Here is a 26,027-nt window from a genome sequence, read left to right on the forward strand (position 1 = left end):
TGACCTGCCCGAAGTGCTTGCACACCGGGCCCCGACACGGAAAGGTGACTCCTCGTCGGGCCGCCGGAATCCATGAAGGAAACGAGGATGACGCCTGACGGAACGGAGCCCGCGACGCCGACGAAGTCGCGGATCGAATACCTGGAAGAGCTCGGCGACGAGCTGGTCGCGCGCGGGCTGCGCGTGCGCCTCACGCTGCCCCGCGGGCAGTCGCCCGCCCTGCACGTGGCGAACCCCGACGCGTCCGCGCTCACCGAGAACATCCTGGTGGAGCAGGACGCCGACGGGTGGTGGTTCTGGTGGTCGTGGTCCGAGCGCATCACGCTCGCCGACGACACCGCGGGGGCGGCCGACCGGATCGCGGGCGTGCTGGCGTCGCGCCCCTGACCGCGCCCCTGACCGGGCCCCTGACCGGGCGCCTCAGCGGAACCACGTGGTGGGGCGGTACTCGTAGGCGTTGCCCTCATCGACCGTCACCGGGGTGAGGGCACCCGCCATGGCCTCGGCCCGCCGCCTGCCCGCGCGGAACTCCGCGGGCGTGAGCGGCCGCACGCCGAGCGCCCACCACCGCCGACGGTCGGGACCATGCGCGGCCGGGCCCGGAGGTCGCCGGTCTCAGGGACGCCGCCTTTGCCGACCGCCGCCAGGATCGGGAGGGCACGGCGTCCTCGCGGTCGGGCGCCGCCGCGCGCGCCTCCCACCGGCCGCACAACGCGTCGATGAGGTGCCCGGCACCGGAATCCCCTGCCGCCATCGATGCGGCTCCGTGTTCGTGCCGTCCGGACCCCTCTCAGAGCCCTCCGGCATGCCGCCGCTTCCACTCGATCCGCCCGCTGTGCCCGGAATGACGCTGTACGACGGTGCGGGGCCGGGGAATGTTGACCCGGCGAACAATCTGGCGTCCTGGCCGGTCATCGGCTTGATCAGGTCGTTCGCCCGTCGCGTGCGGTTTCCCTCGTGTTACTTGATTGTTACTGCCAACAACAAATCAACCGGCACCGGGGTCTGGCGCGACGGCCGATCGCGACATAAGTTGCGGGGCACAACATTCACGCCGGTGGAGGACGGGCCCGCACACCGGCGGAGAAAACCCCCGAGGCCGTGCACCTAGCGGCCGACCCCCCAGAAAGGACCCGGGCAATGCGCAAGGGGATCCTCCGCCTGGCGGCGGCCTCCGCCGCCGCGGCGGTGTCGCTGACGTCGCTCACCGCGTGCGGGGACGACTCCGGTGACGCCTCGACCGGTGCTGCCGAGGGCAAGATCGGTGTGATCCTGCCCGACACGACGTCTTCGGACCGCTACGAGAGCTTCGACCGTCCGTACCTGGCGGAGGCGTTCAAGGCCGCCGGCGTCGAGTACGACATCCAGAACGCCGAGGGCTCCGCACAGCGGTTCCAGACGATCGCCGAGCAGATGCTCACCAACGGCGTCACCGTCCTGGTCGTGGACGGCATCGACTCCAACTCCGCCGCCGCCGTGCAGCGCCTGGCGCAGAACCGCGGCGTGCCGACGATCGACTACGACCGGCTCACGCTCGGCGGCGTCTCCGACTACTACGTGTCGTTCGACAACGTGAAGGTGGGCGAGGCGCTCGGCAAGGGCCTCCAGCAGTGCCTCGGTGACGAGGCGTCCAACATCGTCTACCTGAACGGCGCGCCGACCGACAACAACGCGACGCTGTTCTCGCAGGGCTACCACGGCGTCCTGGACCAGGTCTCCAACTACAAGAAGGTCGCCGAGCAGGCCGTTCCGGACTGGAAGGCCGAGAACGCCGCCACGATCTTCGAGCAGATGTGGACCGAGCAGAAGGGCGAGATCGACGGCGTGCTCGCCGCCAACGACGGCATCGGCAACGCGGTCATCTCGATCCTGAAGAAGAACCGGGCCGCCGGGGACGTCGCCGTCACCGGCCAGGACGCGACGCTGCAGGGCCTCCAGAACATCCTGGACGGCAACCAGTGCATGACCGTCTACAAGCCGATCAAGCAGGAGGCGGACGCCGCCGCGAAGCTCGCGGTGTCGCTGCTCAAGGGTGAGAAGGGCGAGACGAACGGCACCGTCAAGGACCCGAAGGGCAACCGGGACGTGCCGTCGGTGCTGCTCGAGCCGATCTCCGTGACCGAGGAGAACATCAAGCAGGTCGTCGACGACGGCTTCGTGAAGGCCGCGGAGCTGTGCGCGGGCGCCTACGCGCAGAAGTGCAAGGACGCCGGCGTCCAGTGACGCCCCGTTGACCTCGTGGCGGGCCCCGCTCCCCGAGAGCGCCCCGGGTGCCCGGAACCCCGGGACGCGTGGGGGCCCGCCACGGGCACGACCCCTGGAAGGAAACACGTGGCAGACAACGGTGACCCCGTACTGCGCCTGACCGGGCTGAACAAGAGCTTCGGCCCCGTCCACGTGCTGCACGACGTGGACTTCGCCGTGCGGCGCGGCGAGGTGATGGCCCTGGTCGGCGACAACGGCGCCGGGAAGTCCACCCTCATCAAGTGCATCGCCGGGATCCACCCCGTCGACTCGGGCCGGATCGAGTTCGAGGGCCGCGCGGTGTCCATCGACGGCCCGCGCGCCGCCGCCGACCTCGGCATCGAGGTCGTCTACCAGGACCTCGCGCTCGCCGACAACCTCGACATCGTGCAGAACATGTTCCTCGGCCGCGAGCGGCGCAAGTTCGCCGTGCTGGACGAGGCGTCGATGGAGAAGGCGGCCCGGGAGACCCTCGCCCGGCTGTCGGTGCGGACGGTCAAGTCGGTGCGGCAGCAGGTGTCGAACCTGTCCGGCGGGCAGCGGCAGACGGTCGCGATCGCCAAGGCCGCCCTCTGGGAGTCGAAGGTCGTCATCCTGGACGAGCCGACGGCCGCGCTGGGCGTCGCGCAGACCGAGCAGGTGCTGGGCCTGGTGCGGCGGCTCGCCGACACCGGCCACGCCGTCGTGCTGATCTCGCACAACATGAACGACGTGTTCCAGGTGGCCGACCGCATCACCGCCCTGTACCTCGGACGGGTCGCGGCGGACGTCGCGCGCTCCGAGGTCACCCACGGCCAGGTCGTGGAGCTCATCACCGCCGGCCGTTCCGGCGATCTCGGCCTCGCGCCGACGACCGCCGCCGAGAACATCTGAAGGGGCGCCAGGTGTCCACCGAAATCCCCGAAGGCAAGAAGACCGCAGTGAAGCTGGCGGACTCGGACTTCGCCACCGACCTGCGCGAGCACGACCTGCGCACGGCGCTGCTCGACTACTGGGGCCGCCTGCGGTCCGGCGAGCTGGGCGCCCTGCCCGCCGCGCTGGGCCTGATCTCGCTGGTCGTGCTGTTCACCGCGCTCAAGCCCGACACGTTCCTCAGCAACACCAACATCGCGAACCTGTTCACGCAGGCGCTGCCCATCTCGCTGCTCGCGATGGGCCTGGTGTTCGTGCTGCTGCTCGGCGAGATCGACCTGTCGGCGGGCGTGACCAGCGGTGTCACCGCCGCCGTCATGGCCAAGCTGCTCACCGACGCCGGGTACGCCTGGCCGGTCGTGGTGCTCAGCGCCGTCGCGGTCGGGATCGTGATCGGCGCCGTGATCGGCTGGCTGGTCGCGGTGGTCCGGATCCCCTCGTTCGTCGTCACGCTGGCGTTCTTCCTCGGCCTGCAGGGCATCATCCTGTGGCTGATCGGCGAGGGCGGCACGGTCGCCGTCCGCGACGACGTCATCGTGGCGCTCGCCAACCGCAACATGCCGATCTGGCTCGGCTGGACGCTCGCCATCGCCTGCTCGGCCGGCTACGCCGGGATCCAGCTGCTGCGCTGGCAACGGCAGCGCTCCGGGGGACTGCACTCCCGCCCGCTGCAGCTCGTCCTGCTGCAGGCGGGCGCGATCGCCGCGGCGCTGCTGGTCGGCACCGCCGTGCTGAGCGTCGACCGCGCGCCCAGCCCGATCGCCGTGGTCGCCGGTGTCCCGTGGGGCGTCCTGCTGGTCGGCGTCCTGCTGATCATCTGCACGTTCGTCCTCACCCGGACGCCGTTCGGACGGCACATCTACGCGGTCGGCGGCAACCCCGAGGCCGCGCGGCGGGCCGGCATCAACGTCACCCGCATCCGGATCTCCGTCTTCATGATCGGCTCGGGGCTGGCGGCGGTCAGCGGCATCGTCGCGGCGTCCCGGCTCATGTCGGTCAACACCGCGGCGGGCGGCGGCGACACGCTGCTGTACGCGGTGGGCGCGGCGGTGATCGGCGGGACGAGCCTGTTCGGCGGGCGCGGCAAGGCGCGGGACGCGATCCTCGGCGGCCTGGTCATCGCGATGATCAAGAACGGGCTCGGGCTGATCGGGACGTCGGCGTACCTGACGTTCCTCATCACCGGCGTCGTGCTGCTGTTCGCCGCGAGCATCGACGCGCTGGCCCGGCGCCGGCGCAGCGCCGCGGGCAGATGACCCGCCCCGGCGACCGCCGGGAGCCGATGGCCCGCGCCGCCGGCTCCCCGGTCGCGCCCTTCGGCCCGTCCGGCCTCCCGGCCCCGGACGGGCCCTCGGGCGTTTCCGCACCGTGGGCGGGCGCTGATACGCTCGGCGTCCACGGCCGCGCGGGACGCGGCGGCGCGGCACGGTGGGAGCCCGACGGGATGTCCAGAACTCCGGTTCTCGACCTGCGCGGCATCGACAAGAGCTTCGGTTCGGTGAAGGTGCTGCACGACGTCTCCTTCGCCGCGTACCCCGGCGAGGTCACCGCCCTGGTCGGCGACAACGGCGCCGGCAAGACGACCCTGGTCAAGTGCATCGGCGGGATCCACCCGATCGACCGCGGCGAGTACCGCTTCGAGGGACGCCCGGTGCGGCTCGGCAGCCCGCGCGCGGCCTCGTCCCTCGGCATCGAGGTCGTCCACCAGGACCTCGCGCTCTGCGAGAACCTCGACATCGTCGAGAACCTCTTCCTCGGCCGGGAGCGGCGCCGCGGCCTCGCGCTGGACGAGGAGGCCATGGAGGACATGGCCCGCCGCACCCTGTCCGGGCTGTCGGTCCGGACGGTCGACTCGGTGCGGCGGCGGGTGTCGAACCTGTCGGGCGGGCAGCGGCAGACGGTCGCCATCGCCCGCGCCGTCCTGTGGGACTGCAAGGTCGTCGTCATGGACGAGCCCGCGGCCGCGCTCGGCGTCGTGCAGGCCCAGCAGGTGCTGGAGATCGTGCGGCGGCTCGCCGACCGCGGCCTCGCGGTCGTGCTGATCTCGCACAACATGAACGACGTGTTCGCCGTCTCCGACCGGATCTGCGCCCTCTACCTCGGCCGGACGGCCGCGCAGGTGCGGACCGCCGACGTGACGCACCGGCAGGTCGTCGAACTGATCACCTCGGGCGTCAGCGGCGACCTCGGGCTGCGCCGATGAGGGCGGGACCGTCGCAGGAGGACGTCCGGAGACACAACCTCGGGACGCTGCTGCGCTTCGTGCACCTGCGCGGACCCGCGTCCCGCGCGACCCTCGCCGAGTCGCTGGGCCTCAACCGCAGCACGATCATGGCGCTGACGTCCGATCTGACCGCCGCCGGGCTCGTCCGCGAGGAGCTGCCGCGCGGCCCCGGCCGCCGCGCCGGGCGCCCGTCGCTCGTCGTCCGTCCCGAGTCGACGCGCGTGTACGTGCTGGCGTTCGAGGTCGCGGTGGACCGGTTCGTCGTCGCCCGGGTGGGTCTCGGCGGGGTCATCCTGGACCGGCGGGAGGGCCGCCGGGCCCGCGACTCCGACCCGGCCGAGCTGCTCGGCACGCTCGTCGCGGGCGCCCGCTCGCTCGTCCGCAAGGCGGAGCGGGACGCGGTCTGCGTCGGCGCCGCCCTCGGTTTCCCGGGGACGGTGCGGCGCGCCGACGACGCGATCATGTTCGGCCCGAACCTCGACGTCGGCGACCTGCACCTGGGCGACGCGCTGTCCCGCCGCCTCGGCCTCGGCATCCCGGTGTCGGTCTGCAACGACGCGAACCTGGGCGCGCTCGCCGAGCACGAGCGCGGCACCGGGGTGGGCTGCGACAACCTGATCTACCTGCACGGCGACGTCGGCGTCGGCGGCGGGATCATCGTCGGCGGGCGGCTGCTCGGCGGCGACGAGGGGTTCGGCGGCGAGGTCGGGCACATGGTCGTCAACCCGGGCGGGCGGCGCTGCGCCTGCGGGGCGAAGGGCTGCCTGGAGGCCGAGGTGGGGGAGCGGACGCTGCTGTTCCACGCCGGCCGGGAGGAGCGCCCCGACCAGGCCGGACGGGAGGCGGTGCGGGCCGTCGTGGACGCCGCCGACCGGGGCGACATCGTGGCCCGCGAGGCGCTGCACCGGGTCGGGACCTGGCTGGGGCTCGGCGTCGCCAACCTCGTCAACGTCTTCAACCCGGGACTGGTGGTGTTCGGCGGGACGCTCCGCGACATCTACCTGGGGGCGGCCGCGCAGGTCCGCAGCGTGCTGGCGCAGGGCGCGCTGGCCGCGCCGCGCGACAAGGTCCGGCTGCGGACGGCCGCGCTGGGCGACGACACGACGCTCGTCGGCGCCGCCGAGTTCGCGTTCGCCGAGGTCCTCGCCGACCCGGTGCAGGTGCTGGCCCGGCTGCGGACGCCGGAGAGCGAGCCCGTCTAGCCGTACTCAGCCCGTCCGGCCGCCCGCGTGGGGCGTTGCGTCAGGCGATGCCGCCGTACCCGCCCCGGTAGAAGATCAGCGGGTCGCCGTCCCCCCGGGCGCCGAGGTCGTGCACGCGGGCGACGACGATCGCGTGGTCGCCCGCGGGATGCTCCCGCTCGACCGAGCAGTCGATCCAGGCGAGGGCGCCCTCGACCAGCGGGGCGCCGCCGGGGGTGCGCGTCCACGCGATGCCGGCGAACTTGTCGTCGCCCCGGACCGCGAGCCGCTCGGAGACCTCGAGTTGCGGCTCGCTGAGGATGTTGACGCAGAGCCGCCCGGCATCGCGCAGCAGCGGCCACGTACGGCTGGTGTGCGCGATGCAGAACGCGACGAGCGGCGGGTCGAGCGAGACGGACGTGAAGGAGTTCGCCACCAGGCCCGCGGGGCGTCCGGTGCCGGGCTCGATGGCGGTGATCGCGACCACGCCGGTCGCGAACCGGCCCAGCACGGAACGGAACCGCGCGCCGTCGGGCTCCGTGGTCGGGGCGTCCGTGGTCGGGGCGTCCGTGGGCGGGCCGGTCGGCGGGGAGTCCGTCACCGGCGGGCCGGTCACCGGGGCTGGAGCGGCGGCTCCGTCGGGCATCGAGCCGGTCCCTTCTCTCGGGGGCGCACGCTGTGGACCGTGCACGGGCACGTCCAGTACAGCCGATCACCGGGGACACTGATTCCCAAAGGGGACGAACTCCGTCAAAGGTCCTGGTAGGGCCTAGGTCGGCGGTCCGAGAGGAAGGGGCTTCGCGCCGGGATCAGGGGCGCGGGGCCGGCTCGATGTTCTGGTTCGCGTGGAAGAAGTTGTCCGGATCGTAGGTCCGTTTGACCTCCGCGAGCCGGTCGTAGTGGTCGCGGTAGGTCGCCAGGACCCGTTCGGGGCCCTCGCCCGCGCCGATGAAGTTCACGTACGAGCCGCCCATGGAGTAGGGCAGCAGGGCGTCCCAGTAGTCGACGCACCACCGCCGGATGATCTCGGCGTTGGCCGGATCGGGGTCGACTCCGGCGAGGACGCCCGACCAGACGGCGTCCCGGTAGCTCCAGGCGGTGTCGTCCCGGCCCGGCCGGTGGGCGGCGCCGTCGACCGGGTAGAGGTGCATCAGCGACAGCGGGGTGGGCACCCTCTCGCCGTACTCGAGGTGGACGTCCAGGGCCCCGTCGGGGATGCGGTCGAAGAAGTGGCCGCGCCAGTACCACTGGTAGCCGGAGGGGATCAGTTCGTCGAACATGCTCTGCAGCGCGGGGTAGGGCATGGGCGACGCGAAGTGGAAGGCGGGCGGTCCCGGATCCCCGATCGAGGCGAAGATCTCCCGGAACGTCTCCTCGAGGCGGCCCGGATCGCCGGTGTGGCACCACACGACGCCGCACATCGTCCGTCCGTGGATCTCCTCGGGGAACGGCGGGGCCGGCGGGATGACGAACATGGTGTAGAAGCCGTATACGTCCTCGGGCGCACGGGGGAGGAACTCGCGGTACCAGGCCAGCACCTCGCGGGTGAGGCCGACCGGCCACACGGTGATCCCCACCCCAACCGTGTCCACCGGATGGAGCCGGTAGGTCAGGGAGGTGACGACCCCGAAGTTGCCGCCGCCGCCGCGCAGCGCCCAGAACAGGTCGGGATGCTCGTTCTCGTCGGCGGTGACGAAGCGCCCGTCGGCCAGCACGACGTCCGCGGACAGCAGGTTGTCCACCGTCAGCCCGTACTTGCGGGTGAGGTAGCCGTGCCCGCCGCCGAGGGTGAGGCCCGCGACTCCGGTCGAGGACACGATCCCGGCGGGGGTGGCGAGCCCGAAGGCATGGGTCGCGTGGTCGAGGTCGGAGAGCAGGGCGCCGCCGCCGACCTCGGCCGTCCGGGCGGCGGGATCGACCCGTGTCCAGCGCATCGGCGACAGATCGATGGTGACGCCGTCGTCCACCAGGCAGAGCCCGGGGCCGCTGTGCCCGCCGCCGCGGACGGCCGGCTCCAGCCCGTGGTCGCGGACGAGCGCCACCGCCGCCATGACGTCCGCGGCGTCCGCGCACCGCACGATCGCGGCCGGGTGCTTGTCGATCATCGCGTTGTAGACCTTGCGGGCCTCGGCGTACGCGGCGTCCCGCGGATCGATGACCGGTCCGCGCAGGCTGGAGCGCATCGCCGCCATGGTCGAGCTCTTCATCACGTTCTCCCAAGACGAGTCGGGCCGTACGGCCGGACTCCGGCGGCCCTCCGGCCGCACTCCGGGGGAGTGCCCGCTCCGGCGTCGTCGCGCGTCCCGCCTCAGGCCGGTACGCAGGCCGCCCTGCCCGCCCCTTCGTGACAGAAACCGACTTAAGGGGCATTTGGGACTGTCTGGGTCAAAGTTCCGCGATGGGGGCCGGTCGCGCGGAGCCCCCCGGGCGCTCCGAGAGCCGCCCCCGGCGTTTCTCGGGGGCGGCTCTCGGGCGCGGTTCTCAGGGGCGGTTCGTCGGGTTCACCGCGTCCGACTCGGCGGGGCCGTCCCGGTCGGGCCAGCGCTCGTCCTCGCCCTCCCGGGCGGCCTGCTCGTCGTACTCGGCGACGCTCAGCCCGTCCCGGTCCTGGTCCGGCTCCTCGATGACGTGCTCCTCCGGCGGATCCTGGACGTACTGCTCGGTCAGGGCGATCTCCTCCGCCTGCTCGTCGTCGCCCATGTCGTCCATGTCCGCGCGGAAGTCTCGGTCCTCTCCAGGGTTGCGCTGCCTCATGCCTCCGGTGTTCCCGCAGTCCGGCGCCCTATGCGGCGCTACCGGCGGTCCCGGACGGCGACGAGCCCGCCGATCACGCCGACGAACGCGGTGCCGTCCGGCCCGAGCGTCACCGGCGCCCAGTTGTTGTCGAACCACTTGCCCGTGCCCGTCAGCACCTTGTAGACCGTCCGTCCGGTGTGGACGTCGATCGCCGTGAGGTACCAGGCGTCGATGAGGTCGCGGCGGGGCTCCTTGGTGTAGACATAGAGCAGCCCGGCCGGGACCGACACCTTCGGGACGGTCGACGGCGAACGCTCGGCGCTCGTCCAGACGGTGCGGCAGCCCGACCCGCCCGCGTTCACGTCGACGCGGGCGAGCCCGCCGGTCGACGAACCGCCCGGCGGCAGCTCGAAGAAGTTGCGGTAGCCGTGGTTGTTCTCGATGAACAGGCTGTTCCCGTACCCGACGAGCGAGTTGTCGGTCGCGCTCGCCCCGCTGCCGAACACCGGCTCCGTGCAGACGAGGCTCCCGTCGTCGCGGCGCCGGACGACCACGTTCATCCGGTCGTCGGCGTTGTCGGTGATCGCCACGTACTCGTCGCCGAGCAGCGTCGGCGTCGTCCCCGAACCCTGGTCGATCTGCCCCGGTTTGCGGCCCGAACCCCGGTCGTAGGTCTCGCGCCAGACGACCGACGGCATCCCGGTCCCGTCCGCCCGCATCTTGTAGAGGGCGTGGTCGGACACGATCGAGACGCCGTCCTCCCCGGCGGCGAACGAGTTCTGGATCTGCTCGCCCGCCAGCCGCGTCACCCGCACCGTCCCCGACTCCGGATCGACCGTCCCGATGCGGCCGCCCCGCGTGACCCACCAGATCAGGCCAGTCCAGTCCGGCCCGACCGCGGTGATCGGGTCGCACTCGCCCTTCGGCCACGGGTTCGTCCACGTCGCGCAGTCGTGCGGCAGGTACGGGCTCAGATCCCAGTCGTCCACGACCTTGAACCGCCAACGCCCGTCCGGGCCCTTCTCGTGCGCGAAGCGGCGCAGATGGAACTCCGAGTCGGCGAGCACCGCGCGGTCCTGCGGGTCGAGGTAGTAGTACGCCCCGCCGGAGGTGTCGGTGAAGATCTCGTCGAGGCTCAGCGAGAACACCGCCCGGACCGTGGACGAGCGCGGCGGGAGCTGGAAGGTCGCGAGGTCCTGCAGCGTCCTCGGATCGATCAGCCGGAGCATGAAGTTCTGCCCGCGCGTGCACTGCGCGACGATCAGCCCGCTCTTCTTCGCGAACGTCACCGTCGAGCACAGTCCCGGCAGCCCGCCGCCCTTGGCCTCGTCCAGCACCTCCGGGTTCCGGCCCAGCGGCCCGAGGAACGGGTAGGTGTCGGACGCGTGGCTGTCGGCGTGCATGGACGACCTGCCGACCGGGCCCATGTGCGGGTTCGCGGGGATCGGCTCGCCGGGCAGCGGCCGCGGCACCGCGGGCCCGCCGACGAATTCGGGGACCAGGCCCGTGCCGGGACCGTCGGGGATCGTGTCCGCGCGCGCCGCGGACGGCGGCAGGGCGGCCGGCAGCAGCGCCGCGGCCACGGCGACCGGCAGCACGGCGGCGAGCAGGGATCTGCGCATCGGGCAACTCCTCGTCAGGACGTCGCCCCGTTCGCGCCGCCGGGACGTTCACCGCATCGTAAAAGTGATCGTCCCGGGTCCCCGGATGGTTACCATCCCCGCATGGCAGTAAAAGCAGTGATCTTCGACTGGGGCGGCACCCTCACCCCCTGGCACGACATCGACCTCGGCGACATGTGGCGCGCCATCTGCACCGCCCACCTGCCCGCGGACGACGCCGAGAAGGCCGCCGCCGCGCTGCTCGAGGCGGAGCTGGAGCTGTGGCGGCGCGGCAGCGAGGAGCACCGCAGCGCCACCCTCGGCGACGTCTTCGACATGGCGGCCGCGGGGCTGGAGCTCACCGAGGCGCTCCTGGAGACCCACTTCGAGACCTGGACCCCGCACACCCTCACCGACGCGGCCGTCCCCGGCCTGTTCCGCACCCTCCGCGACCGCGGCATCAAGGTCGGCGTCCTGTCGAACACCATGTGCGGCCGTGACTGGCACGAGCGCGTCTTCGCCCGCGACGACGTCCTCGACCTCATCGACGGCGCCGTCTACTCCAGCGAGATCCCCTGGACCAAGCCGCACGCCGAGGCGTTCCGCGCCGCGATGGACGCCGTCGGCGTCACCGACCCCGCGTCCTGCGTCTTCGTCGGCGACCGCCCCTACGACGACGTCCACGGGGCCAAGTCGCTCGGGCTGCGGGCCGTCCAGATCCACCACCAGACGACCCACGCGTTCACCCGGCCCGGCCTCACCCCGCCGGACGCGCTCATCCACGAACTCGACGAATTGCTGCCGCACCTCGAACGGTGGTGACCAGGCGGCGGTGAGCTAGGACGGCTTGGCGGCGACGATCAGATCCCGGGAGATCGCCTGGTCGACGCGGTGCCGGAACCGCAGGTAGGGCTCGGAGTCCGCCACCCGCAGGCCGCTCCCCGCGAGGATCTCGGCCAGGTCCTCCCGGCGCCCCACGAAGGTGTTCCACGAGATGCCGATCGCGCCGCCCGGCCGCAGCAGCCGCGCCCACTCCGGGACGGCGGCGGCCAGCAGCTCCACCGGGCTCCGCGACAGCTCCTGCCGCCGCCCCGGCCGGCCGCCCTTCGGACGGCTCGCGTGCTGGACGCCGTACGGCGCGTCCGTCACGATCAGGTCGAACGCCGCGGGCTTGAAGAACCGCCCGGCGTCCAGCGAATCGGCGTTCACCACCGTGATGTCGATCGTCTCGCCGCTCTTGTACCGCTCCTTGGACGCCCCGAGCGTGACGTGCAGGCGCCGCCCGACCACCGACTTCTCGCGCCGGATGTTCGACACCTCCGCCTGGTGCTTCACCCGGTTGTTGCGCAGCCACGTCTTGATGAACGCCGCGTACGCGTCGAAGTCCTTGCCGTCCAGGTCGATCCCGGCGGCGTCGAAGCCGTACATCATCGCCTGGTTCAGGGTCGTGCCCCGGCCGCACATCGGGTCGAGCACCCGCGGCCGCCCGGTCACCAGGTCCGCGGGGGAGTCGGTGGCCATCGCCGTCACGTTCAGCAGCAGCTTCGTGAAGTGCTCGTTCGTCTTCCCGGAGTACTTCTGGATCGTCAGCAGGTCGCTGCCGAACAGGTCGAGGGGCTCGACCGTCACCGGCTTCAGCAGGTCGCCGTCGCGGATCTCGAACAGCGCGTACAGCGACGACAGGTTCGACAGCAGCCGCACGTCCCGCCCGTCCAGCCCGTCGGCCTCGAACGTCACGTAGGGGACGCCGCCGATCGAGCGCTCCCCGATGCCGCCGATCCGCCCGCCCAGCGCCCGCTCGCCGAACACCGCGAGCTCGGCCCGCACCAGTTCGGCGGCGGCCTGCGAGTAGACCCGGTTGTGCGAGGGGGAGACGAGAAGGCCGTACGCGGTCATCCGAAGGAGCGTAACAGCGCAGGCCACCGCCCGAGACCATGCGGACCGCGGGCGGTCGGCCCGGCCGATCGGATCCGGACGATCGGATCCGGACGATCGGGCCCGGACGTCCGGGCCCGCGCGACCGGGGCGTCAGCCGGTGCCGATGCGGCGGCGCTTGGAGCGGCCCGTGCGGGGACGGCCCGACGGCTGGTCGGGCGCCTGGACCACGCGTCCCTCGACCGTCGGGATCTCGCCGGAGGCATCGCCTACGGGCGCGTCCGGCGCGTCCGGTGCGGCACTGTCGGCCCGCACGTCGGCCCGCACGTCAGCCCGCACGTCGGCCCGCGCCTCGGGCCCTGCCGCCCGCCCGTCGCCGCCGGTCTCCAGCGCGGCGGGTTCGGCGGCCGGGGCCCGCGGGGCCTCCAGGGGCTGCAGGTCGGGCAGGTGGCGGGACGCGGCCGTCAGCAGTTCGGCGACCCGGCTCTGCAGGCTGGCGAGGTCGGCGCGGGCCACGTCCGCCTGCGCCTGGGCGCGGCGCGCGTTGCGGCGCGCCTCGTCCCGCTCGGCGGCCAGCCGGTTCAGCTGCTCGTGGTAGGCGGCCCGCAGTTCGTCGAGGGCGCTCGCGGCGCCGCTGTGCGGAGTGGTCATGCTCTTCTGGGCTCCTCCCCCGAGTGGTCCAGTGGCACAGAGTGCAACGCCCGTCCAGGGCCGGTTGGTTCCCCGCAGTGCGGAAGATCACTCACCGGTCGCCGGGAACGGGCCGCGGCGCCAGCGCCGCGTCCGGGAGCCCGGGGAACGCGTCCGCCGGCGCCGCCGCCTTACCCCGGTCCCGCCAGCGCGCGGCCCGCGCCGCCGCCCGCAGCGCCCCGTCGGCGGCGAACACCCGCAGGTCCGGGGCAGGAGCGCCCGCCAGCCCGACGTAGGCGGGGACGAGGTCGCGCTCGAGCGCCGCCGCGAGCAGCGCGGCGCTGCGGGCGTCGGTGACCTGTACGGGCAGCTCGTAGGCGGGAGCCGCGGCCACCGGATCCGCGGACATGACCGACACGAGCGCGTCCCGCCGCGACCGGTGCTCCTCCCAGATGCCCTTGGCGGTCGCGCGCAGGCCCCCGGTCAGCCGCCCGCCGAGCACCCCGTACCCGTGGACGGCCGCGTGCTCGGCGGCCAGCGCGCCCTGCAGGGCGGGCGCACCGGACCCGGCCGGGACGGGGGCCGGCCCGCCCTCGATCGTCCGCGCGTGCCCGGCCTCGCACGCCGCGATGCTCGCGAGCAGCTGGGCCAGGCCGGGCTCGACGTGCGCGGTGTCGGCCGCGCGGGCGACGGCCTCCCGTCCCTCCGCGCGGCGCAGCGCCCCGAGCGCCGCGTCGCGTCCGGACGGGACGGGAACCGCGCTGGGGGAGGGGATCGCGCCGCCCTCGTGCCTGCGATCGCCCGACCCCGGCACGTAGTGGTTCCGCAGGACCCTCAGGTGCTCGCGGTGCCGCGCCAGGACGGGATCGACCTCACCGGCGAGACCGGGCGTCGCGGCGCGCGCCGCCTCGTAGGAGGCGATCAGGTTCTGCTCGGCGGCGATGGCGCGCACCAGCGCGGGCATTCCCCGCCGCGGTGCCGACGCCTCCGCCGCGCACCCCGCCAGCGAGCCGGACAGCAGCGGCAGGACGAGCGCGGCCGCGCCCCCGAGCAGCGCCCGGCGCCGCACGCCGCCGGGTGGTACGGCCTGTGGCAAGGGATTCTCCTCACCCGGTGGTGGAGGTGTGCGTGCACGTGGAGGTGCACGTGGGGGGTGTGCAGGGGAGGACCGCGGGTCCGGCGCTCCGGACGCCGCCTGCGGGCCGCTACCAGCATTTCACATCCGCCGCGCCGGTGACCTGTCCGAAAGACCGCTGCGGTCTCCGGCTGTCGATAGTCTTGAAGGGTCAGCGGACACACGGTGACGCCAGTACAACACGAGGAGGGGCCATGAGCGTCGAGTCCCGCGGAGGTCCGGCCGGCGGCGGCCGCCCCGGCAGGGGCCGCGCCCATGGGGGCCGTGAGCAGAAGGGCCGGACGCAGGACGCCGGGGGCCGCGACCGCCGCCCCGACGCGGCGGCGCGCCCGCCCCGGGACGCCGCCGCCGCCGAGCTGCGGCGGCTGCTGGAACCGGCCGTCGCCGAGGCCGGCTTCGATCTCGAGGACCTCGACGTCCGGCCGGCGGGCCGCCGCCGGCTGGTCAAGGTCGTCGTGGACGCCGACGGCGGCGTCGGGCTCGACGACATCGCCACGCTGAGCGAGACGGCCTCCAGACTTCTCGACGGCTCCGACGTCATGGGCGCCTCGCCGTACGTGCTCGAGGTGACCTCGCCCGGGGTCGACCGGCCGCTGACCGAGCCGCGGCACTGGCGCCGCGCCGTCGGCCGGCTGGTCGTCGCCCCGCTGGCCGACGGCGGCCGGGTCGAGGGGCGGGTGGTGGCGGCCGACGACGAGGCCGTCGAGATCGAGGTCGCCGAGCCGCGCCGGAAGAAGGGAGCCGGTGCGGGCGGCGACGGCACGTCCGCTGGGTCGAGGACCGCCGGGCCGGACGCCCGGCGGCGCCGGTTCGGCCTCGGCGAGCTGGGGCGCGGCCGCGTCCAGGTGGAGTTCAAGACTCCGCCGCCCGGAGCGGCCGAGGAAACGCGTTCACCGGCTGAGCCGGACTAGAGGGGGGAACCTCGTGGACATCGACATGACGGCCCTGCGGGGCCTGGAGAGCGAGAAGGACATCTCGCTCGAGGTGGCCGTGAAGGCCATCGAAGACGCCCTGCTGATCGCCTACCACCGCACCGAGGGCGCGGCGCCGCGGGCGCGCGTCGAGCTGGACCGCAGCACCGGGCACGTCACCGTCTGGGCCACCGAGACCGACGAGGAGGGCACCGCCCTCCGGGAGTACGACGACACCCCGACCGGCTTCGGTCGCATCGCGGCGACCACCGCCAAGCAGGTCATCCTGCAGCGGCTGCGCGACGCCGAGGACGAACTGACGTTCGGCGAGTACGCGGGCCGCGAGGGCGACATCGTCAGCGGCATCATCCAGCAGGGCCAGGACCCCCGGAACGTGCTGGTCGACCTCGGCAAGATCGAGGCGGTGCTGCCGCCGCAGGAGCAGGTGCCGGGAGAGCGCTACGGGCACGGCGAGCGCCTGCGCGCCTACGTCGTCCAGGTCCGCAAGGGCCACCGCGGCCCGTCGGTGCAGCTGTCGCGCACCCACCCGAACCTGGTGCGCAAGCTGTTCGCCCTCGAGGTCCCGGAGATCGCGGACGGGACGGTGGAGATCGCGGCGATCGCCCGGGAGGCCGGGCACCGCACGAAGATCGCGGTGCGCTCGCGCAAGCCCGGGGTGAACGCCAAGGGCGCCTGCATCGGGCCCGTCGGCGGCCGCGTCCGCAACGTGATGACCGAGCTGCACGGCGAGAAGATCGACATCGTGGACTGGTCGGAGGATCCGGCCGAGTTCGTCGGGAATGCGCTGTCCCCCGCCCGTGTTTCGAGTGTGGAGGTCGTGGACGCGGACGCCCGGGTCGCCCGGGTGATCGTGCCCGACTACCAGCTTTCCCTGGCGATCGGCAAGGAAGGGCAGAACGCCAGGCTCGCGGCCCGGCTCACCGGCTGGCGGATCGACATCCGGTCCGACACCGAGCCCGCCGGGGCCGGCGGGGAAGCGGGCTCCCGGGGCGGGGCGCCGGGCGAGGACCGCGGTGACGCGGGATCGCGAACGCCCCCGAAGGCCGCCGGGCCGGGCGGATCCGGATCTTCTACGTCAGGAGACCATGCGACAGGTCCCGCCGACGCCTCGGCGCGGTAGACTCTTGAAAAGTGGCCGGGCGGCCTCCATTCGAACGTGTGTGGGCTGCCGGGTTCGCACGGCCAAGTCCGACTTGCTCCGCCTGGTGGCGGTCGAGGGCGTGATCGTCCCCGATCCGCGCGGGCGGATGCCGGGCCGGGGTGCGCATCTGCATCCCGATCCGGGGTGCCTCGAGCTCGCAGAGCGACGCCGGGCGTTCCCCAGGGCGTTCCGCCTTCAGGGGCCGCTCGACGCCGGTGTGCTGCGGGCGCGGGTTGCGGAGCGGGCCGCGCAGCAGCAGGATGGCTGAACGGTCATGGCCGAACGGTAAGCGACGTCTAGTCGGGAAGCAGGTCGAGATTGCTATGAGCGCTCGATGAGCACGCCGCGATGAGTACGGCAAGTTAGCGACGGTCCGGAGGCCGCACCCCCGGACCGAGTAGGGAGTGCAGTGGCGAAGGTCCGGGTATACGAGCTCGCCAAGGAGTTCGGAGTCGAGAGCAAGGTCGTCATGGCCAAGCTCCAGGAGATGGGCGAGTTCGTTCGTTCGGCGTCCTCCACGATCGAGGCGCCGGTCGTACGCAGGCTTACCGAAGCCTTTCAGAATGGTTCTTCCTCCTCCAAGCAGGGGGACAAGCGCGTCGCGTCGAAGAAGCCTTCGCCGCCGCGCCCGTCCGCGCCGCGTCCGGGCCCGCCCGGCGGCGACGGACGTTCGCAGGGTCCGCGTCCGGGCCCCCGTCCCGGCCCCGGCGGTCCGGGCGGCCCCGGTGGTTCCGGCGGCCCCGGCCCGCGTCCGGGTGCGGGCGCGTCCAAGCCCGGTCCCGCCGGCGGTGGCGCCCCCAAGCCGGGCCCGCGCCCGCCGGTCCCGCCGGCGCCGAGCCAGCCGGTGACGCCCCCGGCCGCCGCGCAGGGCCCGAGCGCCCCGCCGGCCGGTGAGCGCACCGACCGCGGCGAGCGTCCCGCCGGTCCAGCCGGCCAAGGCGGCGGTCAGGGCGGCGGCCAGGGCGGTCAGGGCGGCGGACGGCCGTCCGGCGGCCCGAAGCCGGGTCCCCGCGCGCCCAAGCCGGGCCCGCGGCCCGGCCCGCGCCCCGCTGGTGGCGGCGGTCGCGGACCGGGCGGTCCGCGTCCCGGCAACAACCCGTTCAGCTCGAACGCCAGCGGCATGGGCCAGGCGCCCAAGCCGGGCCCGCGTCCCGGCCCGCGGCCGGGCGGCGAGCGCGGCGACCGTCCCGGCCGTGACGGCGGTCCGGCGGGCGGTCCGCGTCCGGGCCCGCGTCCCGGCGGCGCCCCCGGTGCCGGCGGCCCGCGCCCGAGCCCGGGCGGCATGCCGCCGCGTCCCGGCGGCCCGCGGCCGAGCCCGATGAACATGCCGTCCTCGCGTCCCGCGGCCCCCGGCCGCGGCGGCCCCGGTGGCGGCGGCCGCGGTCCCGGTGGCGGCGGACGCCCCGGTGGCGGCGGCCGTCCCGGCGGCGGTGGCGGCGGCGGCCGTCCCGGCGGCGGCTTCGGCGGTCCGCGCGGCGGCGGTGGCGGCGGCGGTGGCGGCCGTCCGGGGTTCGGTCCCCGGCCCGGTGGCGGCGGTCGCGGTCGCGGCGGCACGCAGGGCGCGTTCGGCCGTCCCGGCGGACGTCCCGCACGCGGGCGCAAGTCGAAGCGCGCGCGCCGTCAAGAGTTCGAGAACATGCAGGCGCCCGCCGTCGGCGGCGTCTCCGCCCCGCGCGGCAACGGCCGGACCATCCGGCTGCCGCAGGGCGCCTCGCTGACCGACTTCGCCGAGAAGATCGGCGCCAACCCGGCGTCGCTCGTCGCGATCATGATGCACCTCGGCAAGATGGTCACCGCGACGCAGTCCGTCGACCCCGACGACCTGCAGGCGCTCGGGCTCGAGCTGGACTTCGACGTCCAGGTCGTCAGCCCCGAGGACGAGGACCGCGCGCTGCTCGAGTCGTTCGACATCGAGTACGGCGAGGACGAGGGCGGCGAGGAACACCTCCAGGCCCGTCCGCCGGTGGTCACCGTCATGGGCCACGTCGACCACGGTAAGACCAAGCTGCTGGACGCCGTCCGGCACGCCAACGTGCAGGCGGGCGAGGCCGGCGGCATCACCCAGCACATCGGCGCCTACCAGGTCGAGACCGAGGTCGACGGGCAGGAGCGCAAGATCACCTTCATCGACACCCCGGGTCACGAGGCGTTCACCGCCATGCGTGCCCGCGGTGCCGACACCACCGACCTGGTGGTGCTGGTGGTCGCCGCGGACGACGGCGTCAAGCCGCAGACGACCGAGGCGATCGACCACGCCACCGCGGCCGGGGTGCCGATCGTGGTCGCGGTCAACAAGATCGACGTCGAGGGCGCCGACCCCAACAAGGTGCGGGCGCAGCTCACCGAGTACGGCCTGGTCGCCGAGGAGTTCGGCGGGCAGACCATGTTCGTGGACGTCTCGGCCAAGCAGGGCCTCAACATCGACGGCCTGCTCGAGTCGATCATCCTGACCGCGGACGCCGAGCTCGACCTGAAGGCCAACCCCGACATGCCCGCCCAGGGCTCGGCCATCGAGGCCCACCTGGACAAGGGCCGGGGCGCCGTCGCGACCGTGCTGGTGCAGCGCGGCACGCTCCGGGTCGGCGACTCGATCGTCTGCGGCGTGGCCAACGGCCGCGTCCGGGCGATGCTCGACGAGAACGGCAACAACGTCGAGGAGGCGGGCCCGTCCCGTCCGGTGCTGGTGCTCGGCCTCGCGGCCGTGCCCGGCGCGGGCGACAACTTCCTGGTCGTCGACGACGACCGGGTGGCCCGGCAGATCGCCGACAAGCGGGTCGCGCGCAAGCGCAACGCCGAACTGCTCCGCAGCCGCAAGAGCAGCTCCCTCGAGGAACTGTTCAAGGACTTCCAGCAGGGCAAGCGGGAAGAGCTGCTGCTCATCCTCAAGGGCGACGTGTCCGGTTCGGTCGAGGCGCTGGAGGACTCGCTCCTCAAGATCGACGTGGGCGACGAGGTCAGCCTGCGGATCATCCGCCGCGGCGTCGGCGCGATCACGCAGGACGACGTCAACCTGTCGCTGGCGTCCGAGGAGGGCGCGGTCATCATCGGCTTCAACGTGCGTCCCGAGCGGAACGCGCAGGAGATCGCCGACCGCGAAGGCGTCGACATCCGGTACTACTCGGTCATCTACCAGGCGATCGAGGAGATCGAGGCGGCCCTCAAGGGCATGCTCAAGCCGGAGTTCGAGGAGGCCCAGCTCGGCACCGCGGAGATCCGCGAGATCTTCAAGGTGCCGCGGATCGGCAACGTCGCCGGTTCGATGGTCACCTCCGGCCACATCCAGCGCAACGCCAAGGCCCGGCTCATCCGCGACGGTGTCGTGGTCGCCGACAACCTCACGGTGTCGTCGCTGCGCCGCTTCAAGGAAGACGCCACCGAGGTCCGCGAGGGCTTCGAGTGCGGTATCGGCGTGGGCTACAGCGACATCAAGCTCGGCGACGTCATCGAGTGCTTCGAGATGCGGGAGAAGCCCCGCGACTGACGCACCCGGAGACGGGACGAGAGTCGAACGGCCGTCTGCCCGGACCCGCGCGGTCCGGGCAGACGCCCGTGTCGGGGCCCGCCGGGACGGCGCGCCCCCGTGAGCTCGCGGGGCCGGAGGGATCGCTCCGTCCGTCCCGCGGGCTCGTCGCTCTTCCGTCCGGGCGGGCTCTTCCGCGGGGACCGGTGCGAGGTGTCCGGGGGAAGATCACCGGACGGAAAAACGGTGACATGACGCCAGGCGCATCTCGTAGCCTGGCGTCTGCCATGTCCGGTCCGGGCCGCGCCGAAGGCGGAGGTCGGGCCGGGAACACGGCGGCTCATCGCCGTCGTTCAATGTGAGAGATCCCGAGGTGATCGATCAGGTGTACGTGGGCGCGCTGACACTCGACCTGCTGCTGGGGGACGTGCGGTCGCTGAAGCAGAAGCGGTCCGTGGTCCGGCCCATCATCGCCGAGGTGCGCAAGCACTTCCCGGGGGTGGCCGTGGCCGAGACCGGCGACAACGACCTGTACCGCAGGGCGGAGATCGGGATCGCCGTGGTCTCGGGCACCGCGGCCAACTGCACGGAGGTGCTCGACCAGTGCGAGCGCCTGGTGTTCGGGCGGCCGGAGATCGAGCTGCTGTCGTCCAGGCAGCGGCTCTTCAACGACGAGGACTGATCCGGCGACGGCCGGGACACGGCCCTCGCCGGACTATGGAAAGGGAGTGCGATCATGGTGGACGCAGCTCGGGCGCGCAAGCTCGCCGACCGCATCCAGCAGATCGTGGCCGAGATGCTGGAACGGCGGATCAAGGATCCGCGGCTCGGCTTCGTGACCGTGACGGACACCCGCATCACCAACGACCTGCGCGACGCCACCGTGTACTACACGGTGTACGGGTCGGACGGCGAGCGCGCCGAGACGGCGGCCGCGCTGGAGAGCGCCAAGGGCGTGATCCGGTCGGAGGTGGGCAAGAAGACCGGGATCCGGCACACGCCGAGCATCACCTTCGTCATGGACTCCCTGATGGAGAACGCCGCCCACATCGACGACCTGCTGGCCAAGGCGCGGGCCCGGGACGCCGAGGTCGCCCGCGCGGCGCAGAGCGCGTCCCACGCCGGGGACGCCAACCCCTACCGCGAGCCCGCCGACGAAGGCGAACCGGACGGTGAACCGGACGACGGGCCGGGCGGCGAGTCCGGCGACGGGGCCGCGTTCGGCGGCGAGGACGGCCCGTCCCGGCGTTCGCCGTCGTGACCGCCGCCGACGATCGTGCGGTCGCGCCGGGCGCGGGGCGGCCGCACGGGTGGCCGCCGCACGTCGCGGGCGGCCGCGCGGCCGGCGGGTACCGGGCGGGCCAGGGCGGCCACGGGAGCGGGCACGACGTCGTGCCCCGCGCGCTCGCCGCGGGGAACGGCGCGGGCGCGCCCGCGGACCCCGACGCCGGCGACCTGGAGTGGGAGAAGGCGCTCGAGCTGATCAATGCGGCCGACGAGGTCGTCCTCGCCTGCCATGTCGTCCCGGACGGGGACGCGCTCGGCTCGATGCTCGCGCTGGGGCAGGCGCTCCGCGCGCTCGGCAAGCGGTGCCTCGCCTCGTTCGGCGAGCCGTTCGCCGTCCCCGGCATCCTCCGGTTCCTGCCCGGACAGGACCTGCTGGTCCATCCCGGACGGCTGCCGGCGGAACCGCGGCTGATGATCTCGCTGGACGCGGCGGGTCGCGCCCGGCTGGGCTGCCTCGCCGGGCACGCCGACCGGGCCGGGGCGCTGATCGTCGTCGACCATCACGCGTCCAACACCGCCTTCGGCGGCGTGCGGCTGGTCGACCCGGACGCCGCCGCGACCGCGGTGCTGGTCGAGGAGCTGATCCGGCGGCTCGGCGTCCCGCTCGACGGGGACATCGCGCAGGGCCTGTACGCGGGGCTCGCGAGCGACACCGGCTCGTTCAAGTACCCGTGCACCACCCCGGAGGTGCACGACCTGGCGGGACGGCTGCTCACCGCGGGCGTCCGGCCGGAGGCGGTCAGCCGCGAGCTGTGGGACCGGGCGCCGTTCGGCTACCTGCAGGTGCTGGCGGGCGCGCTGGCGCGGGCCCGGCTGGAGCGCGACGCCGCCGGCGGGCGCGGCCTGGTGTGGACGACGATCGCGCGGGCGGACCGGGACGCGCGCGACGTCCCCTACGATCAGCTCGAAGGGGTCATCGACCAGCTCCGCCGCACCGACGAGGCCGAGGTCGCGGTCGTGTGCAAGGAGAACGACGACGGCGACTGGTACGTGTCCATGCGCTCCAAGGGCGCGGTGGACGTGGGCCGCGCCTGCGTCGGGCTCGGCGGGGGCGGGCACCGGACCGCGGCCGCGTTCACGACGGGCGCGGAGCCGGCCGCCATCATCGACCGGCTGCGCGGCGCGCTGCGCCCGCCCGGCGAGGCCGTCCGCCCGTCCTGACCCCTCGACCGGAGCAGCCGCCCCCCGGCCGGGGCCATGGGATCGGAGCGCGCGTGGAGAACTCGGGGCTCGTCATCGTCGACAAGCCGGCGGACTGGACATCGCACGACGTCGTCGGCCGCATGCGGCGGCTCGCGAAGACCCGCCGGGTCGGGCACGCGGGCACGCTCGACCCGATGGCGACGGGCGTCCTCGTCCTCGGTGTGGGGAAGGCGACCCGGCTGCTGGGCCACCTCGCCCTGACCGAGAAGGGCTACGACGCGACGATCCGCCTCGGGCAGTCGACCAACACCGACGACGCCGAGGGCGAGATCACCGCGACGGCGCCCGCGGCGGCGGTGCCGGACGAGGCGCTGCACGCGGGCGTCGCGGCGCTGACCGGGCGGATCGAGCAGGTGCCGCCGCAGGTCAGCGCGATCAAGGTGAACGGCGAGCGGGCGTACAAGATGGCCCGCAAGGGCGAGGAGGTCGAGCTCAAGGCCCGTCCGGTGACCGTGCACGGGTTCACCGTGACCGGCGTGCGGCGCGCCGGCGACCTGATCGACGTCGACGCCACGGTCTCCTGCTCGTCCGGCACCTACATCCGCGCGCTGGCCCGCGACCTCGGCGCGTCCCTCGGCTGCGGCGGGCACCTCACCCGGTTGCGCCGCACCCGCGTCGGCCCCTACGACCTCGGCGCGGCCCGCACGCTGGACGAGCTGGCGGCCGAGCTCGAGATCCTGCCGATGGGCGAGGCGGTCGCGGCGGCGTTCCCGCGCCGGGACGTGTCGGCGGACGACGCCCGCAAGGTCGCGCACGGGGGACGGCTTCCGGCCGCCGGGCTCGGGCCGGGGCCGGTCGGAGTGTTCGGTCCCGACGGCGCGCTGCTCGCCCTGGTCGAGGAGGAGGGCCGCGCGGCCAAGCCCCTCGCGGTCTTCGTTCCCTGAGCGCCCGTGCATGCTGCCTCGGGCGCCCGCTGACCCGGGCGGCCTCCGCAGGACGGTCGCCGTGTCGAGCATCACGCCCGGATGCCGTCCCCCATAAACCTACGGTGCCGTAACCTACGTAACCGTAAGTTTGTTGTGGCATGGTCGGAGCAGGAGGTGCCCATGGCGACGGACGACCGCACCGCGAGCACGCCCGTCGGATCCCCCACCCGGCCGAGGCTGCGCGGCTGGCTGCACATCGGCGCGTTCCCGGCCGTCCTGGTCGCCGGGCTCGTGCTCGTCGCGCTCGGTCCCAGCACGCAGGCCCGGCTGGCCTCGGCGGTGTACGTCGCGGCGTCCGGGATGCTCTTCGGCATCTCCGGGACCTACCACCGGCAGCGCTCGCACCGGATCATCGAAGTGCTGCGGCGCTTCGACCACGCGAACATCTACCTGATCATCGCCGGGACGTACACGCCGTTCGCCGTGCTCGCCCTGGACGGCGGCCTCCGCGTCGCCGTACTGGCCACGGTCTGGACGGGCGCCATCGCCGGTGTCGTGTTCCGGACGACCTGGATCGGCGCCCCGCGCGCGCTCTACGTCACCCTGTACATCGTCCTGGGCTGGGTCGCGGTGTTCTTCATGCCGCAGTTCCTGGACGGCGCAGGCGTCGTGGCGTGCGTCCTCGTGGCACTCGGCGGTATCTGCTACAGCCTGGGCGGGGTCGTGTACGGCCTGCGGCGCCCGGACCCGTCCCCGCGCTGGTTCGGTTTCCATGAGGTGTTCCACACGTTCACGCTCGTGGCCTACATCCTCCAGTACATTGCGGTTTCGCTGGTGGTGTACCAGTCCGGCTGACCGCGCCGCGTGCCCCGCACCCGCGAAAGGACGCCCCCTCCCACGACGCGTGCCCGGGACGCATGGCACCCTTTATGGCGACGGTAAGAACCGGGCGGACACGAACCGGACGGATACGTCCTACGCAGGGAGAGCATGGTGCGGCGCTGGCATGGCCTCGAAGAGGTACCCGCCGACTGGGGCCGTTCGGTGGTCACCATCGGCGTGTTCGACGGTGTGCACCGCGGGCACCAGCGGATCGTCGGCGCCGCCGCCGAGGAGGCCCGGCGGCGCGGGCTGCGGTCGGTCGTGATCACGTTCGATCCGCATCCGGACGAGGTCGTGCGGCCCGGCACCCACCCGCCGCTGCTGGCCACCACCGGCCGCCGCATCGAGCTGCTCGAGGGCCTCGGCACGGACGCGGTCGTGGTCGTCCGGTTCACGCTCGAACTGTCGAAGACCCCGCCGGACGAGTTCGTCCAGCGGGTCCTCGTGGACCGGCTGCACGCGGCGCACGTGATCGTCGGCGAGGACTTCCGGTTCGGGCACAAGGCCAAGGGCGACATCGCGCTGCTGCAGGAACTCGGCGGCAAGTACGACTTCACCGCCGAGGGCGTCCCGCTGGTGGCGAACGGCGGCACGATCTCCTCGACCTACATCCGCGAGCGGCTGGAGGCCGGCGCCGTCGAGAGCGCCGCCGAGGCGCTCGGCCGGCCGCACCGGGTCGAGGGCGTGGTCGTGCGCGGCCACCGCCGCGGCCGCGCGCTCGGCTTCCCGACCGCGAACCTGGAGACGCAGCCGCACACCCAGATCCCCGCCGACGGCGTCTACGGCGGCTGGCTCGTCTGCGACTCCGACCGCTACCCGGGCTTCCGCTGGCCCGCCGCGATCTCCATCGGGACGAACCCGACGTTCGAGGGCGCGGGGGAGCGGACCGTCGAGGCATACGCGCTCGACCGCGACGACCTCGACCTGTACGGCGAGCACATGGGCGTCGACTTCACCGCGCGCATCAGGGACACGCTCAAGTTCGACTCGATCGAAGCGCTGGTCGAGGAGATGCACCGGGACGTCGACCGGGCCAGGGAGATCACCGCCGAGCAGCCCGAGCAGCCCGACCAGCCCGAGGCGTCCGGCTGACGGGCACGGCGCCCGGCGCCCGGCCGGCCGCGGCGGCCCGCGGAGCGGCGCACCCTCGGTGATCGCCCGGGATCCGCGCCGTGACGGTGCGTCGTGCCCGGCATGGTACGGTGAAGAATCGCCGGGATGGGCCCCGGCGCGGCTGGCTGCACCCTCATGCGGCTCGCCATATCTCTCAATGACGCACCATGCGGGCCCGTCCGCCCGTCTCCGGGCCGGGATCTGCGGGTGACGACCTTACGAAGGAGCCACGTGTCGCTCGACACCGCCACGAAGAAGCAGATCATCGCCGAGTACGCGACCACTGAGGGTGACACCGGGTCTCCGGAGGTCCAGGTCGCGCTGCTGACCCGGCGCATCACCGATCTGACCGAGCACCTCAAGGAGCACAAGCACGACCACCACAGCCGCCGCGGCCTCCTGCTGCTGGTCGGCCAGCGTCGCCGGCTCCTGAAGTACCTCGCCAACAAGGACATCAACCGCTACCGGAAGCTGATCGAGCGACTCGGTCTGCGCCGCTAGCAGCGTGAGGGAGTGGCCGCCCGGCCACTCCCTTCCTTTTGTGGCCGGGGGCCGTGACGGCGCCCCCGGCGCGCGCCGGGGACCGGGCGGACGGCCCGCCCGGC

The 26,027-nt window shown here is 73.4% G+C and carries 26 protein-coding genes; 18 read left to right on the plus strand and 8 right to left on the minus strand.

Going from position 1 to position 26,027, the window contains the following annotated elements; all coding sequences use genetic code 11:
- Positions 1-87: 87 nt before the first annotated feature.
- On the plus strand, positions 88-387 hold the full coding sequence (locus F7P10_RS42885) for a hypothetical protein (protein ID WP_176611782.1): 300 nt from the start codon (positions 88-90) through the stop codon (positions 385-387).
- Positions 388-420: 33 nt separating this feature from the next.
- Here the strand turns inward: F7P10_RS42885 and F7P10_RS45190 are convergent, their stop codons facing one another.
- On the minus strand, positions 421-552 hold the full coding sequence (locus tag F7P10_RS45190) for a hypothetical protein (RefSeq protein WP_302851391.1): 132 nt from the start codon (positions 550-552) through the stop codon (positions 421-423).
- Between the two features lie 588 nt (positions 553-1,140).
- On the opposite strand from F7P10_RS45190, the gene F7P10_RS34820 reads away from it, so the two are divergent.
- From F7P10_RS34820 to F7P10_RS34840, 5 genes are all read left to right on the plus strand, one after another.
- Positions 1,141-2,223, plus strand: coding sequence for a sugar ABC transporter substrate-binding protein (locus F7P10_RS34820; RefSeq protein WP_151016062.1), 1,083 nt, complete (start codon positions 1,141-1,143; stop codon positions 2,221-2,223).
- A 108-nt stretch (positions 2,224-2,331) separates the two neighbouring features.
- The gene (locus F7P10_RS34825; RefSeq protein ID WP_151016064.1) at positions 2,332-3,117 is read left to right on the plus strand and encodes an ATP-binding cassette domain-containing protein; all 786 of its coding nucleotides are present in this window, start codon (positions 2,332-2,334) and stop codon (positions 3,115-3,117) included.
- Between the two features lie 11 nt (positions 3,118-3,128).
- On the plus strand, positions 3,129-4,412 hold the full coding sequence (locus tag F7P10_RS34830; RefSeq protein WP_151016066.1) for a sugar ABC transporter permease: 1,284 nt from the start codon (positions 3,129-3,131) through the stop codon (positions 4,410-4,412).
- A gap of 188 nt (positions 4,413-4,600) precedes the next feature.
- The gene (locus F7P10_RS34835) at positions 4,601-5,359 is read left to right on the plus strand and encodes an ATP-binding cassette domain-containing protein (RefSeq protein ID WP_151016068.1); all 759 of its coding nucleotides are present in this window, start codon (positions 4,601-4,603) and stop codon (positions 5,357-5,359) included.
- Entirely contained in the window at positions 5,356-6,582 is a 1,227-nt protein-coding gene (locus F7P10_RS34840) for an ROK family transcriptional regulator (protein ID WP_151016070.1), read from the plus strand. The genes F7P10_RS34835 and F7P10_RS34840 overlap by 4 nt, the downstream gene beginning before the upstream one ends.
- A 40-nt stretch (positions 6,583-6,622) precedes the next feature.
- Here F7P10_RS34840 and F7P10_RS34845 read toward each other — a convergent pair whose 3' ends face one another.
- The 4 genes from F7P10_RS34845 to F7P10_RS34860 all read right to left on the minus strand — a co-directional run bounded on the left by F7P10_RS34845 (position 6,623) and on the right by F7P10_RS34860 (position 10,919).
- Positions 6,623-7,207 carry a flavin reductase family protein gene (locus F7P10_RS34845; RefSeq protein ID WP_151016072.1) on the minus strand — a complete coding sequence of 195 codons (585 nt, stop codon included), beginning with the start codon at positions 7,205-7,207 and terminating at the stop codon, positions 6,623-6,625.
- A gap of 163 nt (positions 7,208-7,370) precedes the next feature.
- Complete coding sequence (locus tag F7P10_RS34850) at positions 7,371-8,768, minus strand: FAD-binding oxidoreductase (RefSeq protein WP_151016074.1); 1,398 nt, start codon at positions 8,766-8,768, stop codon at positions 7,371-7,373.
- Positions 8,769-9,042: 274 nt separating this feature from the next.
- Positions 9,043-9,315, minus strand: coding sequence for a hypothetical protein (locus tag F7P10_RS34855; RefSeq protein WP_151016076.1), 273 nt, complete (start codon positions 9,313-9,315; stop codon positions 9,043-9,045).
- Positions 9,316-9,353: 38 nt separating this feature from the next.
- Entirely contained in the window at positions 9,354-10,919 is a 1,566-nt protein-coding gene (locus tag F7P10_RS34860) for a hypothetical protein (RefSeq protein WP_151016078.1), read from the minus strand.
- Between the two features lie 102 nt (positions 10,920-11,021).
- On the opposite strand from F7P10_RS34860, the gene F7P10_RS34865 reads away from it, so the two are divergent.
- Positions 11,022-11,720: an HAD family hydrolase gene (locus F7P10_RS34865; RefSeq protein WP_151016080.1), complete on the plus strand. Its 699-nt coding sequence runs from the start codon at positions 11,022-11,024 to the stop codon at positions 11,718-11,720.
- A gap of 15 nt (positions 11,721-11,735) precedes the next feature.
- Here the strand turns inward: F7P10_RS34865 and F7P10_RS34870 are convergent, their stop codons facing one another.
- The 3 genes from F7P10_RS34870 to F7P10_RS44870 form a co-directional block, all read right to left on the minus strand.
- The gene (locus F7P10_RS34870; RefSeq protein ID WP_151016082.1) at positions 11,736-12,794 is read right to left on the minus strand and encodes a TRM11 family methyltransferase; all 1,059 of its coding nucleotides are present in this window, start codon (positions 12,792-12,794) and stop codon (positions 11,736-11,738) included.
- A 132-nt stretch (positions 12,795-12,926) separates the two neighbouring features.
- Positions 12,927-13,424 carry a hypothetical protein gene (locus F7P10_RS34875; RefSeq protein WP_151016084.1) on the minus strand — a complete coding sequence of 166 codons (498 nt, stop codon included), beginning with the start codon at positions 13,422-13,424 and terminating at the stop codon, positions 12,927-12,929.
- Between the two features lie 91 nt (positions 13,425-13,515).
- Positions 13,516-14,499: a DUF4439 domain-containing protein gene (locus F7P10_RS44870; protein WP_254716174.1), complete on the minus strand. Its 984-nt coding sequence runs from the start codon at positions 14,497-14,499 to the stop codon at positions 13,516-13,518.
- A gap of 395 nt (positions 14,500-14,894) precedes the next feature.
- On the opposite strand from F7P10_RS44870, the gene rimP reads away from it, so the two are divergent.
- The 11 genes from rimP to rpsO all read left to right on the plus strand — a co-directional run bounded on the left by rimP (position 14,895) and on the right by rpsO (position 25,923).
- On the plus strand, positions 14,895-15,449 hold the full coding sequence (rimP, locus tag F7P10_RS34890; RefSeq protein WP_368077498.1) for a ribosome maturation factor RimP: 555 nt from the start codon (positions 14,895-14,897) through the stop codon (positions 15,447-15,449).
- A 25-nt stretch (positions 15,450-15,474) separates the two neighbouring features.
- Positions 15,475-16,590 carry a transcription termination factor NusA gene (gene nusA / locus F7P10_RS34895; protein WP_151018470.1) on the plus strand — a complete coding sequence of 372 codons (1,116 nt, stop codon included), beginning with the start codon at positions 15,475-15,477 and terminating at the stop codon, positions 16,588-16,590.
- Positions 16,591-16,675: 85 nt separating this feature from the next.
- Positions 16,676-16,879 carry a YlxR family protein gene (locus tag F7P10_RS44875; protein WP_254716175.1) on the plus strand — a complete coding sequence of 68 codons (204 nt, stop codon included), beginning with the start codon at positions 16,676-16,678 and terminating at the stop codon, positions 16,877-16,879.
- Positions 16,880-17,020: 141 nt separating this feature from the next.
- On the plus strand, positions 17,021-20,092 hold the full coding sequence (gene infB / locus F7P10_RS34905) for a translation initiation factor IF-2 (protein WP_151016091.1): 3,072 nt from the start codon (positions 17,021-17,023) through the stop codon (positions 20,090-20,092).
- A gap of 352 nt (positions 20,093-20,444) precedes the next feature.
- Positions 20,445-20,753 (plus strand): DUF503 domain-containing protein, encoded by a 309-nt coding sequence (locus tag F7P10_RS34910; protein ID WP_254716176.1) that lies wholly within the window; start codon positions 20,445-20,447, stop codon positions 20,751-20,753.
- Positions 20,754-20,807: 54 nt separating this feature from the next.
- A complete protein-coding gene (rbfA, locus tag F7P10_RS34915; RefSeq protein WP_151016093.1) occupies positions 20,808-21,332 on the plus strand; it encodes a 30S ribosome-binding factor RbfA in 525 nt (174 codons plus the stop codon).
- Entirely contained in the window at positions 21,329-22,519 is a 1,191-nt protein-coding gene (locus F7P10_RS34920; RefSeq protein WP_254716177.1) for a bifunctional oligoribonuclease/PAP phosphatase NrnA, read from the plus strand. Before rbfA ends, F7P10_RS34920 begins: the two co-directional genes overlap by 4 nt.
- Before the next feature lie 53 nt (positions 22,520-22,572).
- On the plus strand, positions 22,573-23,445 hold the full coding sequence (truB, locus tag F7P10_RS34925) for a tRNA pseudouridine(55) synthase TruB (RefSeq protein ID WP_151016095.1): 873 nt from the start codon (positions 22,573-22,575) through the stop codon (positions 23,443-23,445).
- 162 nt (positions 23,446-23,607) lie between these two features.
- Positions 23,608-24,282 (plus strand): hemolysin III family protein, encoded by a 675-nt coding sequence (locus F7P10_RS34930; RefSeq protein WP_151016097.1) that lies wholly within the window; start codon positions 23,608-23,610, stop codon positions 24,280-24,282.
- A gap of 138 nt (positions 24,283-24,420) precedes the next feature.
- The gene (locus tag F7P10_RS34935) at positions 24,421-25,401 is read left to right on the plus strand and encodes a bifunctional riboflavin kinase/FAD synthetase (RefSeq protein ID WP_151018473.1); all 981 of its coding nucleotides are present in this window, start codon (positions 24,421-24,423) and stop codon (positions 25,399-25,401) included.
- A 252-nt stretch (positions 25,402-25,653) separates the two neighbouring features.
- Complete coding sequence (gene rpsO / locus F7P10_RS34940; protein WP_026405490.1) at positions 25,654-25,923, plus strand: 30S ribosomal protein S15; 270 nt, start codon at positions 25,654-25,656, stop codon at positions 25,921-25,923.
- Positions 25,924-26,027: the final 104 nt, after the last annotated feature.

It is taken from the genome of Actinomadura sp. WMMB 499 (assembly GCF_008824145.1).
Taxonomy (GTDB): Bacteria; Actinomycetota; Actinomycetes; order Streptosporangiales; family Streptosporangiaceae; genus Spirillospora.

Bases quoted from the DNA above. Each gene is read 5' to 3' on its own strand.
- nusA (WP_151018470.1), top strand. From the start codon at position 15,475: ATGACGGCCCTGCGGGGCCTGGAGAGCGAGAAGGACATCTCGCTCGAG.
- F7P10_RS34870 (WP_151016082.1), bottom strand. From the start codon at position 12,794: ATGACCGCGTACGGCCTTCTCGTCTCCCCCTCGCACAACCGGGTCTAC.
- F7P10_RS34865 (WP_151016080.1), top strand. From the start codon at position 11,022: ATGGCAGTAAAAGCAGTGATCTTCGACTGGGGCGGCACCCTCACCCCC.
- F7P10_RS34845 (WP_151016072.1), bottom strand. From the start codon at position 7,207: ATGCCCGACGGAGCCGCCGCTCCAGCCCCGGTGACCGGCCCGCCGGTG.
- F7P10_RS34860 (WP_151016078.1), bottom strand. From the start codon at position 10,919: ATGCGCAGATCCCTGCTCGCCGCCGTGCTGCCGGTCGCCGTGGCCGCG.
- F7P10_RS34930 (WP_151016097.1), top strand. From the start codon at position 23,608: ATGGCGACGGACGACCGCACCGCGAGCACGCCCGTCGGATCCCCCACC.
- F7P10_RS34820 (WP_151016062.1), top strand. From the start codon at position 1,141: ATGCGCAAGGGGATCCTCCGCCTGGCGGCGGCCTCCGCCGCCGCGGCG.
- F7P10_RS34855 (WP_151016076.1), bottom strand. From the start codon at position 9,315: ATGAGGCAGCGCAACCCTGGAGAGGACCGAGACTTCCGCGCGGACATG.
- F7P10_RS34835 (WP_151016068.1), top strand. From the start codon at position 4,601: ATGTCCAGAACTCCGGTTCTCGACCTGCGCGGCATCGACAAGAGCTTC.
- rbfA (WP_151016093.1), top strand. From the start codon at position 20,808: ATGGTGGACGCAGCTCGGGCGCGCAAGCTCGCCGACCGCATCCAGCAG.
- F7P10_RS34850 (WP_151016074.1), bottom strand. From the start codon at position 8,768: ATGAAGAGCTCGACCATGGCGGCGATGCGCTCCAGCCTGCGCGGACCG.
- F7P10_RS34840 (WP_151016070.1), top strand. From the start codon at position 5,356: ATGAGGGCGGGACCGTCGCAGGAGGACGTCCGGAGACACAACCTCGGG.
- F7P10_RS42885 (WP_176611782.1), top strand. From the start codon at position 88: ATGACGCCTGACGGAACGGAGCCCGCGACGCCGACGAAGTCGCGGATC.
- F7P10_RS34875 (WP_151016084.1), bottom strand. From the start codon at position 13,424: ATGACCACTCCGCACAGCGGCGCCGCGAGCGCCCTCGACGAACTGCGG.